Here is a 14,002-nt window from a genome sequence, read left to right as displayed (position 1 = left end):
ATCATTTGCCTCCTGTCAATAACTGCTGCATCGTTTCATCCAGTTTTTCCATAGGGATTTCCTTCTGATCACCTGTCATCATATCTTTTACAGTAACGATTTGCTTTTCGAGTTCATCGTCACCGATAACCAGCACAAATTTTGCTTTTAGGCGATCAGCTGTTTTAAATTGGGTCTTCATTTTACGCCCCTGATAATCTTTATCAGCCTGAATCCCATTTTCTCTCAAGCTGTGCATAAGCTTCATTGCCTGTTTATCAGCTTCACTTCCCGCGGCAACAAGGAAACAGTCCAGACTTTTATCAATCGGGATATCCTGATTTTCCGCTTCCAATGCCATCAATAAACGCTCAAGTCCCATACCAAACCCTATTCCGGGGGTTGCCGGTCCGTCAAGTTCCTCAACAAGACCATTATACCTGCCACCGCCTGCCAGCGTTGCAATAGCCCCAAATCCATCTGCCTCACTCATAATTTCAAACGCAGTATGATTGTAATAGTCCAATCCGCGAACGAGATTCTGATCCACTTCATACTCAATTCCCATACTTGTTAAATACCCCTGAACCTGTTCAAAATACGTTCTTGATTCATCATTCAAATAATCAAGAATCGACGGAGCTGTTTTCATTGCCGGATGATCACGGTCCGTCTTGCAGTCAAGAATCCGCATTGGGTTTTGGGTCAAGCGGGTCTGACAATCTTTACAAAGTTCGTCTTTGTGCGGTGTGAAATGGTCAATCAACGCCTGACGATGATCGGATCGACTTTCCTGGTCACCTAGTGAATTGATAACAAGTTTCAATGATGTTAACCCCAGCTCTTTGTAGCAAGTCATGGCTAAATCAATTACTTCTGCGTCAACTGCCGGGTTCGCACTGCCCAGTACCTCGACACCAAATTGATTTAATTGGCGCATTCTCCCTTTCTGCGGTCGTTCATAGCGAAACATTTGAGCGAAATAAAATAATTTTACCGGCTGAATCGGATTACCGAACAATTTATTTTCAACAAAAGCCCGGACGACAGAAGCAGTTCCTTCCGGGCGCAATGTCAGACTTCTGCCGCCGCGATCTTCAAACGTGTACATTTCCTTTTGGACGATATCCGTGGAATCACCGACTCCGCGCTGAAAAACTTCTGTATGTTCAAACAGCGGCGTTCGTATTTCTTCAAAATGATACCTTCTGCATATATCCTTAATTTGCTTTTCAACATAGTCCCATTTAACCGATTCTTCCGGTAAAATATCAACCGTACCTCTTGGCGCTTTAAAACTCATTTCATCATCCCCTATACACAAATTAATTACCAATATAAAACTCCCGTCCCTTATAATAAAGGGACGGGAGTTACCCGCGTTGCCACCCTGGTTGATGCCATTGCATCCACTCTGCACAGTTAACGCCTGCAAAACGTTTGTACCTACATCCGTATTTCAGTACAAAGCCTAAGGAATGTCTTTCATTGAAGCATCGTGCAAAAATGTTTTCAGCCTGGGACATTTTCTCTCTTTCCACGTGGGTTTCAATTACTCTTTCCATCACCGGTTTTATTCATTGATCATTTAATATGACTATTATCATAATTGCTTGGCATGTTAATGTCAAGAGCGAACAATCTTTTTCTTCAACATTTTCACTTCACCCACTGAAATTCCGAACTCTTCAGCTATTTCCATGTGGTTATGATCTTTCTCCAATTCCATAAAATGGTGCAAGTTGACACCAAACATATCATGATTATTCATTGTTGCATTCCATTGTTTTTCGTGATAACGCACAGTACATTCCTCCCTTGGTTCCATTAGTTTTGCCTATTTATCAAATATTTATTATCATAGGTAAAACAGACAGATGGAGGAGGTTCGTTGCCAATTAAAAAATTGATTTTCGTTTTGTCCATTACAGGTCTGCTTATTTTTTCAATGGCAGCATCAAAAGAAAATGCTTCTGTGGTTGTTAACTCGGATATCCTGAATGTGCGTAACGGGCCGGGAACACAACATGAAATGATTACACAAGTCCATTCAGGAGATGTCTACCCCATGATTCAGCAACAAGATAAATGGATACAAATCAGGCTTCAGGGTCAAAAAGGCTGGATTGCATCACAATATGTCACGATTCAATCCTACTCAGCCAAGAAACAATCCATCCAGACTGGAAAAACAGTTACCTTATCCAAAGAAAATGTCCATCTTCGCAGTGGTCCTGCCACCACCTTTGATATTGTCGGATTTGCTGAACAAAATGAGAAGTTTCAAATTATATCGGAAACAGAAAAATGGTATGAGATTTCCAATGACGGCTTAACTGGTTTCATACTGAAGGATATCCTGAATGGCCAACATTCTGATTCACACGACTCCATTAAAAACAAAACCATTATCCTCGATGCCGGACACGGTGGGCGGGATACAGGGGCTATTGGAGCAGACGGAACATATGAAAAACGTTTCACATACAAAACCATGAAAGAATTGAAACATGAGCTGACAGTGCTTGGAGCCAAGGTAAAGGTGACAAGGGGAAAAAATGAATTTGTTTCACTGGCAAGCAGGACAAGCCTTTCGAATCTGAATCAAACAGACGCTTTCATCAGTATTCACTACAACAGCTTCCCAGAAATGCCAAGTGTTACTGGTATTTCATCCTATTACTACCATGATCAATATCAGGATCTTGCCCGTTATGTAATAGAGGAAGTGAGTAAGGAAACGGGGGCGCGAAACCGGGGCAGTAAGTTTGCGGATTACCAGGTTATCAGGCAAAATTTCAAACCTGCCACATTATTAGAATTGGGTTTTATTTCCAACTCAGAAAAAGAAAAACTGTTGCAAACGAGTGCCTATCAGAAAAAAATTGTTTCCGGCATTGTCAATGGACTGAACCGGTACTTCAGAAATCAATAAACTGAAATTATGAACTTGCTGGCATTCCTCAAAAGAGAGCGACGATATATTAGTCGATTTACTGCTGATTTGGATGGTATGAATGCATGACATTTTTTCATAACGGTACTCGCCAAAAATCGAGCAAAGGCTTATCCAATTTTGGACAAAACCTTTGCTTGTTGCGGCCCATCCGAGCGTACAGAATCGGCCACGGCTTCCTTTTCTTATTCAAAGTAAAGTGTATTTCTAATTAAACTTTTTATCAATGTTTGCTTAACGTTCCATGGGGATCAATGACAAACTTTTTCGCAACACCGCTGTCAAAATCTGCATAACCTTGTGGAGCTTCATCAAGCGATATTACAGTTGCATTCACGACATTTGCGATATCCGCTTTTCCACCGAGAATGGCATTCATTAATTGACGTTGATACTTCATTGCAGGAGTTTGTCCCGTAGTAAATGAATGTGCTTTTGACCATCCCAATCCAAATCGGACTTTTAATGATCCCTGTTTTGCATCCGCATCTTTTGCACCTGGATCTTCCGTCACATACAAACCTGGAATCCCAAATTTTCCACCCGCCTCAACAACATCCATCATCGTATTAAGTACTGTCGCCGGCGCATCTTTATGATCTGTTCCATGTCCGTATGCCTCAAAACCGACTGCATCAATGGCACAATCCACTTCAGGAACACCAAGAATTTGATCGATTTGTTCGCCAACATCGTCATGTTCTTGTAAGTTAATCGTCTCGCAGCCAAAACTTCTTGCCTGTTTCAGCCGTTCTTCTTTCAAATCACCAACAATAACCACTGCTGCACCAAGTAATTGCGCTGAATGTGCTGCAGCCAGTCCAACCGGCCCTGCACCTGCAACATAAACGGTTGAACCTGTAGTCACACCGGCACTGACGGCACCATGGTAGCCCGTGGGAAAAATATCCGATAACATGGTAAGATCAAGAATCTTGTCCATGGCTTTGTCCTTATCCGGAAATTTCAACAGCTGAAAATCGGCGTACGGAACCATCACATATTCAGACTGGCCGCCTACCCAGCCGCCCATGTCAACATAACCATATGCACCGCCCGGTCGTTCCGGATTAACATTCAGACAGATATGTGTATCCTGACGCTGGCACATTTTACAACGCCCACAAGCAACATTAAACGGTACAGAAACAATATCGCCTTTTTTGATGAATTCCACGTCACGCCCAACTTCAATCACTTCACCGGTAATTTCATGTCCCAATACCAGACCTGACGGGGCAGTAGTACGACCGCGAACCATATGCTGATCACTGCCGCAAATATTGGTAACGATATTTTTGAGAATTACCCCATGTTCGCATTTCCTGCCCGCATTGGACTTTGGCACTCCCGGTCCTTCATGCAGCACCAAATCAGGATATGCGATATCCTGTACTTCCACTTTCCCCTCTCCTGTGTAGACTACACCACGATTATCCGCCAACAAAAAAACCTCCTTCATGTGTTATGTGTAAACAGGTCACAAAGACCCTCTTCATCCTCTACCCTGATATTGACTTATAAAACTAAAAAATTTAATTTATTCCCAAAATTTAATAGAATCTTGTTTTGTTTCATAATAAAATGGGAAAACCCTCCAATGAAAAGGAACAAGTTTATGACAGAAAGGATGGTTGAAATGGACAATTTAAATTTAGAAATAGCAAAAAAGCTGATTGACAGCGCTGAAAAAGAAGCGGATAAAATTGGGGTGCAAATGGTCATTTCAGTACTTGATGATGGCGGAAATCTGATCGCAGCTCACCGAATGGATGATGCATGGCTTGCAAGTGTGGATATTGCCTGGAATAAGGCCTGGACATCAGTAGCCCTCAAAATGCCTACATCGAACCTGGAAGAAGCAACCGTTCCTAATGCAGAGCTTTGGGGCCTTAACACAACGAATCAGGGAAAAATTGTCGTTTTCGGTGGTGGAATCCCACTGAAAAAGGACGGAAAAGTGGTAGGTGCTGTAGGCGTCAGCGGCGGAGCAGTCCCACAGGATGTCCAAGTAGCCGAAGCAGCGGTTAATGCTTTTAAATAAAAAGATACTTATCGTCCAACATAAAAAGATGACCACTACTTTGTATATACAAAATAGTGGTCATCTTTTTATTGAACTTAACTTCTCATTTTTCATTACTGTCCAGAATAATCGTGACAGGTCCCTCATTTGTCAATTGCACGCCCATCATTTCACCAAATTCACCTGTCTCGACATGAATTCCCTGTTCCTCAATCTGTTGGTTAAAATAATTATAAAGTTCTAATGCTTGGTCCGGCTTCGCTGCCTGTACAAAACTCGGCCGTCTGCCTTTACGTGTATCAGCGAAAAGTGTGAATTGGGAAATGGACAAAACATCGCCATTGACATCTTTCAATGATCGATTCATTTTTCCATTTTCATCAGCAAAAATCCGCAGATGAACTAATTTATTCACTAAATATTGCGCATCCGCTTCTGTGTCATCGTGTGTCACTCCTAACAGAACAACAAACCCAAAATCAATACTTCCGGTTAGTTTATCTTCAACAGAAACGTTTGCATGATTTGCCAATTGTACTACTGCCTTCATTGCATGGTACCCCTTTGTCTAAAGTACTTTGTTTATTGAATTGTACGTGTAACCGTATAAACATCTTTAATTTGCTTAATGCGATCAACAATCCTTCGTAAATGACTCGTATTATGAATAAGAATTGTAATGTGAATGGTTGCCATCTTATTCCGATCTGATTTGCCATTAACATGGGTAATATTTGTTTTTGTTTCATTTACAGCCTGCAAAACTTCATTTAACAACCCTCGCCGGTCATAACCTGAAATTTCCAGGTCCACATGATATTGTTTTTTCTCAATTTGATTATTTTCCCATTCCACATGAAGAAAACGCTGTTGGGCCTCCTCTGATTGAATATTCGGGCAGTCAGACCGATGAACAGAGACCCCTCTGCCTTTCGTGATGTATCCAACAATCTTATCACCGGGGACAGGATTGCAGCATTTTGACAAACGTACAAGCATGTTATCGACACCCGCAACCCGGACACCGGAATCCCGTTTTTGTTTCCTTTTAAACGTGGTTTCGCTCTTCACTTCTTCCAGCGTCTCTTCCAGATTCTGTTCCTTCTGTTTCGTCCGGCGAAGTTTATCGGTGAGACGTGTTGCAATTAAAGCTGCCGTTATTCCCTGGTAACCAACAGCGGCGTACATATCGTCCTCATTTACAAAATTAAAACGTTCATATACACGGTTGAGGTTCTCCTGCGTTAACACTTCTTTAGGCTCAACACCAAGAGCCCGAATTTCCTTATCAACCGCCTCTTTGCCCTTACCGATATTTTCATCCCGGCGTTGCTTTTTAAAAAACTGTTTAATTTTGCTTTTGGCTTGGGAAGTTTGCGTGATTTTCAGCCAATCCTGTGATGGACCATACGAATGTTTCGAAGTCATTACATCTATAATGTCTCCATTATGAAGCTGATAGTCTAACGGCTCCATTTTTCCATTTACTTTCGCCCCGATCGTCTGATTCCCTACCTCCGTGTGAATCCGATAGGCAAAATCAATCGGAACAGAACCGGATGGAAGTTCAATCACATCACCTTTAGGAGTAAAAACATAGACCATATCGGAAAAGAGATCCACTTTTAGCGTCTCCATAAATTCTTCAGCATCATGTGTTTCACTTTGCCATTCGAGTATTTCCCGGAACCAAGTCAACTTTTCTTCAAACGATTTTTTATCCTTTGACACACGGCTCCCTTCTTTATAAGCCCAGTGTGCCGCGATACCATATTCCGCAATTTCGTGCATTTCCTTCGTACGGATTTGTACTTCGAGCGGATCGCCTTTAGGTCCGATTACCGTTGTATGAAGCGATTGATATAAATTAGGTTTAGGCATAGCAATATAATCTTTAAATCTGCCAGGCATCGGCTTCCAGCATGTATGAATAATCCCCAGAACGGCATAGCAATCTTTAATATTATTGACAATAATCCGTACAGCCAGCAAATCATAGATTTCGTTAAATTGTTTGTTCTGCTTTGCCATTTTTCTATAGATACTGTATAGATGCTTTGGCCTGCCGGAAATGTCAGCTTCAATTTTGACATCTTTCAGCTGGCGCCCGACCTCCGTCATAACTTCATCAATATAAGATTCCCGTTGTTCCCTTTTCTGTCTCATCAACTGGACAATCCGGTAATACTGCTGCGGATTTAAATAACGCAATGCCGTATCTTCCAGTTCCCATTTTATCGTGGATATTCCCAGCCTGTGTGCCAACGGGGCAAAAATTTCCAATGTTTCATTGGAAATCCGACGCTGTTTTTGGGGAGGAAGATGTTTCAATGTACGCATATTATGCAAACGATCAGCAAGTTTTATCAGAATAACCCGTATGTCCTTTGCCATTGCCACAAACATTTTCCGGTGATTCTCAGCCTGAATGGCTTCTTTTGATTTGTATTTAATTTTCCCGAGTTTTGTTACACCATCCACCAGCATAGCGACTTCATGATTAAAATACCCTTCAAGGTCTTCCGTTGTGACATCAGTATCCTCTACGACATCATGCAGAAATCCGCCTGCTACAGTTTCCGGGTCCATTTCCAGATCAAGCAGGATTCCGGCAACCTGAACAGGATGAATAATATAAGGCTCACCGGATTTTCGGAACTGATTTTCATGTGCTTTCGCAGCATAATTGTATGCACGCTGGAGAAATTTCACATCATCCTCGGCAAGATAACGGCGAGCCTTGTTCAACACATCTTCAATTGTCAGAATATCTTCCTTTGCCATATAATCACCTTACCTTAACCTGATGCAGAGAATACATTTTTCTTGTATCGAAATTTTTACATAAATGAAACAAAAAAACAAATAATATTAGAAGCTTTTCACCAATCATGGCAAAAGTTCAAGTTTACTCATAAGGTCATTTAAAAAATTCAACTTTCTGGCTTTATAAAGTTAAGCAACAGGCCTGACAATATGTCAGACCTGTTCACTATCTGATTTAATAGCTCATTAGTGTCAATACATCATAGCCCCGAAGCTTTTCCGCACCGTTCAGATAGGATAGTTCAATAAGAAAAGCACAGCCGGCAACAACGCCTCCAAGCTCTTCTACTAATTGAATGGTTGCTTCTATTGTACCACCTGTTGCAAGCAAGTCATCCGTAATAAGCACCCGCTGCCCAGGTTTAATTGCATCTTTATGGATGGTCAGTACATTTTGTCCGTATTCCAATCCATAATCAACCTTAATTACGTCACGCGGTAATTTGCCCTCTTTTCGAACCGGAGCAAAACCTTTCTCCAATGCGTAGGATACAGGGCATCCGATAATAAACCCTCTAGCTTCAGGTCCTACAACAAGATCAATATCCCGTTCACGGGCATATTTCACAATCTCATCCACTGCAGATTTATATGCAGGACCATTATCCATTAATGGCGTGATATCCTTAAATTGAATTCCTTCTTTCGGCCAATCTTCCACAATTTTAATATATTTTTTATAGTCCATTTGCTACTTCCTCCCTGGATATGTCGCAACCCTGTACACAACTCAAAAACCAATTTCTTAATTCCTCGTATTTGGAATAGTACAGTACCTTCTCAATTTCAGCCCGGTTTATCCGCTTTTGATACGCACTTGATTCCGTCAAATCACGTTTTACCGGATTGGAATTAATCGTTATAATACCTTTTTCCATTCTAACAAAACCTAATTCAAAAAACACGTCAGACATGAACAGAACTTGTTCTTTCGTCCAATTTTTCGCGCGCATAATCATATCAACATTATCATTCAGATTTATTTCCTTTTTCTTCATAACAAGCACATAGAACCATTTGAAGTCATCCCGGGTCGGAAAATGATTCATGTATGCACTATTGTTCAAATAAAAGCATGCATGTAAATTGTTCGGATCAATCTTTTCAATTAACTGCCGGAGTGTGTTTAAATTTTCCGGCAGATCGTACAAGTAGACCGTATCTTCTTTACCGAGACTGTCTATATCTGTTTCGTATGTAATACACCTGATCTCTTCCGGTATATAATTTCTCTCATCAGGAATTTTATTAAATACGGCTAGATGAGAAGCCTTGCCATCGACGAATGGCGCAATATCAATCTGCTTCCTGCCCCGGTGATCAAACAGCTGCTTACCTTCAATTTTCATATCTTTTATGACTAATTGAACCTTTCTATTCCCATTCCATTCATTGATCCCAATCTCCCCGGCCACAGAAATATCAGTACCGGATGAAATAAACGGATACAAATGGCCAAGTCCAAACCCGATACCATCAATCGACATATTTTCCTGTCTGAACTGAACTTTCAAATGGTTCTTTCTGCTGCCAATTTGTCTGGCGTCTATCGGTAGATGGTCTAATTGAAAAATCGGTTTCGGGTTACCCATGCCAAAAGGGGCCAGCTGGGAAATCTCATTAACAAGCAGTTCGTTCATCTCAGGAAGTGCGATCGTTTTACTGATTTCCAGTTCCTGTGTAAAGTCTTCTTCCGAAAGCTGCTGATTTATTAATCGATTTAATTCATCACGGAGCGTTTGTACATTTTCTGTCCGAATTGTCATTCCTGCCGCCTGGGAGTGACCTCCAAAAGCGGCAAACAATTCCCGGAGTTCCATACAGTTTTCAAATAAATTAAAAGCGGGAATACTTCTTGCTGATCCTTTTGCTTGTCCCGTTTCCGGTAGAATAGATAAAACAATTGCCGGGCGGTCATATTTCCGAACCAGATTTGATGCTACAATTCCCAAAACACCCTGATTCCAGCCTTCTTTCGCAACAACAATTACTCCCTGATCTTCCATTGGATCAATCATTTGTCTAGCTTCCTGGACAATATTACTTACGATCTTCTGGCGTTCCCTGTTTAGCGACTGCACCATGTCAGCAATGTCGTCCGCTTCATCCGGTTCGTCTGTCAGCAGCAATTGAACAGCCAGCTCAGCATCCTGAAGCCTTCCAACCGCATTTAATCTTGGTCCAATTGAGAAACCAACATCCTCTTCATTTACATCACCATTTATATTGCACACACGCTTCAGAGCGTTCAGACCTGGACGTTTGGCAGTCGTCAGTGACTGTAAGCCGTAATATGCAAAAATCCTGTTCTCATCCTTTAGCGGAACAAGATCTGCAATAGTTCCGATTGCTACCAGATCAAGAAATTGGTTGGGGAAATATCCCAAAAGCTGCTGTGCAAATTTAAAGGCTACGCCAACACCTGCCAGCTCCTTAAACTTGTAGTCAGGTGAACATTTCGGATGAATGATGGCAAATGCATCCGGAAGCTGTTCCTGTGGTTCATGGTGGTCAGTAATGATTAAATCAATACCTGATTCTTTAGCAACCATTGCCTCATTTACTGAAGCAATTCCTGTATCAACCGTAATAATGACGTGAACACCATTACGGGCAGCTTCACGAAAGGCTTTCTCATTCGGTCCATATCCTTCTGTGAAGCGATTTGGTATGTAATAATCGAAATCTGCCCCAAGTTCTTCCATCGTTTTTAGAAGCAGTGTTGTGGAACTGACACCGTCCGCATCATAATCACCATAAATTAGTATTCGTTCGTTATGTGCAATTGCCTGATGGACACGATCAGCTGCCTGTTCTATATTGGCCAGATTCCGTGGATTGTTTAATTGATTCAGGTCAGGAGATAAAAACTCCTGTGCTGATTCATCAGTTGTAATCCCTCGCTGTACAAGCAGTTCCTTAATGAGCGGGGAGATATTATTTGATTCCAAGCTTGCTGGAACATCAATCATTTCTCTATATTTCCATTTCATCATGCTCTGTAACATACATTCACCCCTGACTTTTCCTATTATACAAAAGTAAGTCAAGGGTAGCAATCAGGTTTATTTTTCGTTTTTTCTTTCTTTAGTAGTATCATTCTTATCCGTATCCAAAAGGTTATGTTGTTTTAACGTCTCCTTCAGTTGATTGTTTTCATGCTGTAATGATTTTTTCTCCCGCTGCAGATGAATGATTTTAACCAGACCAACAGCAGCTGCAATCACACAACCCATCAGTACCGAAAATAAAATAACTAAAATTAACGGTGCTTGTCCGGTATCAAAGAGATAATTCACTTCCACCGGTTCCACATTAATAACGGCAAAAATTGCAATGATAATGACGAAAATAATGGCTAGAATAACATACGATTGTCCCCTCATCTGAAGTTCCTCCTTCACTTACAAGCTATTTTACTAAATTACCCGCTTTGAATGGAATCTAATCTGAAAACGCCGCTTCAGAATTAATCTAAATAACTTGCCGCTAATCGCTGTCGCTGGACGTGGCTGGTTAAGCTCAATTTAAATAATCCCGTGTCACGAATAAATGACACGGGATCTTTATTATACCTGAGGTCCTTCTGTGCGTTTTTTCTTGGCAAAAACAACAGGTTTTTCCTTTATATTTTTTCCTCTCCATACAAGCCATAGTTGTGATGCAATGAACAGTGACGAATACGTACCGGCAATTAACCCGACTGCAAGTGCAATCGCAAAACCGGATATCGACTGTGCGCCTAGGAACAGGAAGGCAAGTACAGCAATCATTGTGGTAACAGTTGTATTGATACTTCGGGTAAGTGTCTGAACAAGACTCCTGTTAACAATTTTTGCAAGTTCGCCAAATGACTTGACCCGTTTCTTTTTCTGTAAATTTTCCCGTATTCTGTCAAAAGTTACAATCGTATCGTTGATCGAATACCCGATTATCGTCAATACCGCAGCTACAATGGTGACATCAAACTCAATCCTGGTAAAGCTGAATATCGCCAAAATAAAGAAGACGTCATGCAACAGGGCGATGATTGCAGTCACCGCAAAAAACATTTCAAATCGGAATGCAACATAGATAATCATACCGACTGCTGCAATTCCAAGTGCATACAATGCATTCTTAACAAGTTCCTCCCCGACAATCGGCGAAACAATACTGACACTTGTATCTGCATTGTAATTTTTACTGAACATATCCTGAATCTCAGCAATTTTATCTTCATTAATAACTATATCGTACCGTGCAACAGCCGTTGTGTCGTTACCGGATAGTACAACAGATTTAGGGTTTACTCCCAATTGGTCCAGATCTTCTTCCACATTCTCCGCATTTAAAGAATTATCTGCATTAATCTGGATCCGTGAACCTGCTGTGAAATCAATCCCCGGATTCAGCTGGAAAATTCCAAGTGAAATCGCCCCAAGAATAACCATAATCGATGAAGCAATAAAAAACTTTTTACGATGCTTCACTGGGTTTAATTCGCGATTAAACAATTTTGGTTCTCTTTCTTTCGTATCGGAAATATCTTTGATATCTTTCTTGTTGACACCAAACCAGCCTGGTCGGTTTTTCAGCAGTTTAGTTCTCATCCACAATCCCATCAGCAGTCTTGTGCCATATACTGCTGTCAGGAAACTCACCAGAATACTGAGAATGAGCATGGTAGCAAACCCTTTAACGGAGCTTGTACCAAAAATAAATAACACGGCTGCCGCAAGCATTGTCGTAATATTGGCATCGATAATTGCCCTTAATGAGTTGCTTGTTCCCGCTTTAAATGATGCAAGAACAGATTTACCCTCACGCAATTCTTCCTTAATCCGCTCAAAGGTAATGACATTTGCGTCCACCGCCATACCGACACCAAGTATGAGGGCAGCAATACCCTGCAATGTCAGAACACCGTTCATTAATTCAAAGAACAGTAAAATAAGATAGATGTAAATTGTCAAATTAATCGCTGCGATCACACCAGGGAAGCGGTACACAATCATCATAAATAAAAAGATAATACTTACGCCGATAATACCGGCAAACACGGTTTTATCCAATGCCTGTTCACCAAACTGCGCACCAACTGTGGTGGAATATAATTCCTTCATATTTACCGGCAGTGAACCGGCATTAATAATGTCAGCCAGCCGCTGTGCTTCCTCAACGGTGAAATCGCCGCTAATCATGACATTTGTCGTATTAAGTGTTTGGTCAACTGCCGGTGCGGAGACGTATTTCGAATCTTCTTTTTTCCATTCATCCGCAAAAGCGTCCCCTTTCTGATAATCCATCCAAATCACGAGCAGATTATCCGGATAAGGCGTTTTTGGATTAGCGTTGCCTTTCAGCTTACTTGTGACATTGCCAAATTTTTCAGCCGACTTCAGCTTCAGCGTAACAATCGGCTGATTCGTCTGGGGACTGAAGTCTTGCTGGGCACTGCCCTCTTTTATATCCGATCCATTCAGCAATTCCTTATCAGAAACATTACGAAACGAGAGCCGGGCTGAAGTGGAAAGTATGTCCCGTGCTTCTTCCGGATTCTTGATACCGGCAAGCTGTACACGAATCCGATCTTCCCCTTCAATATTTATGTTTGCCTCACTGATACCCAAACTGTTAACACGTTCATTAAGGATCTGGACTGTTGATTCAAGCAATTGCCTGTCCACTTCTTCTCCATCTTCAACTGGTTCAACTTCATACAGGATTTCAAAACCGCCCTGCAAATCCAAGCCCAGCTTTATATCTTTCGTTATTCCGGTTATCGTTGTTCCAATCGTACCCAAAAACACGATAACGATCAGAAAAAAGGCAACGATTCTGCCTCTGTTCTTCATCTGTTAAATGCCTCCCTTAAAATCCACGCGGGTCAAACGTCAGTATGTAATCATTCCTTATTTGCATCGTTATTTACGTTGGTAACAGCTGCAATCGACGCCATTAAATCATCATCCTGATACGCATTAACGGTCAAATAGCTCATGTATATGTTGGACGCCAAATGGAAAATATCCTGAACCACTTCATATAACCGCTTTTGTGGATTACCTTTCCACACTTTTTCCTCGAGACATTTCCAAATATCGTTCGTGGAAGCTTGCTGATACCCCATCATCTGAAACTCGTTTTTTTTACATTCAAGTGCCATTTCCAGTTCATTTCTCCACTCACGCACCGTCTTCAAGGTTTCCATCCAATCCCTCCCACAGCAAATA

The 14,002-nt window shown here is 41.4% G+C and carries 12 protein-coding genes and 1 other annotated feature; of the genes, 2 read left to right on the top strand and 10 right to left on the bottom strand.

Translation table 11 applies throughout. The features are described from left to right. Position 1: 1 nt before the first annotated feature. Both hisS and ABD010_RS09180 read right to left on the bottom strand, forming a co-directional pair. The gene (gene hisS / locus ABD010_RS09185; protein ID WP_343812317.1) at positions 2-1,282 is read right to left on the bottom strand and encodes a histidine--tRNA ligase; all 1,281 of its coding nucleotides are present in this window, start codon (positions 1,280-1,282) and stop codon (positions 2-4) included. Between the two features lie 56 nt (positions 1,283-1,338). After that, positions 1,339-1,556: a binding site (T-box leader), on the bottom strand. Between the two features lie 50 nt (positions 1,557-1,606). Beyond that, complete coding sequence (locus ABD010_RS09180) at positions 1,607-1,783, bottom strand: hypothetical protein (RefSeq protein WP_343812315.1); 177 nt, start codon at positions 1,781-1,783, stop codon at positions 1,607-1,609. Positions 1,784-1,870: 87 nt separating this feature from the next. On the opposite strand from ABD010_RS09180, the gene ABD010_RS09175 reads away from it, so the two are divergent. Next, positions 1,871-2,914 (top strand): N-acetylmuramoyl-L-alanine amidase family protein, encoded by a 1,044-nt coding sequence (locus tag ABD010_RS09175; protein ID WP_343812313.1) that lies wholly within the window; start codon positions 1,871-1,873, stop codon positions 2,912-2,914. A 244-nt stretch (positions 2,915-3,158) separates the two neighbouring features. Here ABD010_RS09175 and fdhA read toward each other — a convergent pair whose 3' ends face one another. Beyond that, on the bottom strand, positions 3,159-4,379 hold the full coding sequence (gene fdhA / locus ABD010_RS09170; protein WP_343812311.1) for a formaldehyde dehydrogenase, glutathione-independent: 1,221 nt from the start codon (positions 4,377-4,379) through the stop codon (positions 3,159-3,161). Positions 4,380-4,574: 195 nt separating this feature from the next. Here fdhA and ABD010_RS09165 point away from each other — a divergent pair, with 195 nt between their 5' ends. Next, positions 4,575-4,979: a GlcG/HbpS family heme-binding protein gene (locus ABD010_RS09165; protein ID WP_343812309.1), complete on the top strand. Its 405-nt coding sequence runs from the start codon at positions 4,575-4,577 to the stop codon at positions 4,977-4,979. A gap of 85 nt (positions 4,980-5,064) precedes the next feature. Here ABD010_RS09165 and dtd read toward each other — a convergent pair whose 3' ends face one another. The 7 genes from dtd to ABD010_RS09130 all read right to left on the bottom strand — a co-directional run bounded on the left by dtd (position 5,065) and on the right by ABD010_RS09130 (position 13,980). Next, entirely contained in the window at positions 5,065-5,511 is a 447-nt protein-coding gene (dtd, locus tag ABD010_RS09160; RefSeq protein WP_343812307.1) for a D-aminoacyl-tRNA deacylase, read from the bottom strand. A gap of 32 nt (positions 5,512-5,543) precedes the next feature. Next, entirely contained in the window at positions 5,544-7,745 is a 2,202-nt protein-coding gene (locus ABD010_RS09155) for a RelA/SpoT family protein (RefSeq protein ID WP_343812305.1), read from the bottom strand. A gap of 217 nt (positions 7,746-7,962) precedes the next feature. Continuing rightward, complete coding sequence (locus ABD010_RS09150; protein ID WP_343812303.1) at positions 7,963-8,475, bottom strand: adenine phosphoribosyltransferase; 513 nt, start codon at positions 8,473-8,475, stop codon at positions 7,963-7,965. Further along, positions 8,465-10,795, bottom strand: a complete 2,331-nt coding sequence (gene recJ / locus ABD010_RS09145) for a single-stranded-DNA-specific exonuclease RecJ (RefSeq protein ID WP_343812301.1) — start codon at positions 10,793-10,795, stop codon at positions 8,465-8,467. Before recJ ends, ABD010_RS09150 begins: the two co-directional genes overlap by 11 nt. Positions 10,796-10,852: 57 nt before the next feature. Further along, positions 10,853-11,173: a LapA family protein gene (locus tag ABD010_RS09140; protein ID WP_343812299.1), complete on the bottom strand. Its 321-nt coding sequence runs from the start codon at positions 11,171-11,173 to the stop codon at positions 10,853-10,855. Between the two features lie 183 nt (positions 11,174-11,356). Beyond that, positions 11,357-13,624, bottom strand: coding sequence for a protein translocase subunit SecDF (gene secDF, locus ABD010_RS09135; RefSeq protein ID WP_343812297.1), 2,268 nt, complete (start codon positions 13,622-13,624; stop codon positions 11,357-11,359). A gap of 50 nt (positions 13,625-13,674) precedes the next feature. Then, entirely contained in the window at positions 13,675-13,980 is a 306-nt protein-coding gene (locus tag ABD010_RS09130) for a post-transcriptional regulator (protein WP_343812295.1), read from the bottom strand. Between the last annotated feature and the right edge of the window lie 22 nt (positions 13,981-14,002).

It is taken from the genome of Virgibacillus siamensis (genome assembly GCF_039522605.1).
Lineage (GTDB): Bacteria > Bacillota > Bacilli > Bacillales > Amphibacillaceae > Lentibacillus > Lentibacillus siamensis.
This window is presented reverse-complemented; position numbering and strand designations above follow the sequence as displayed.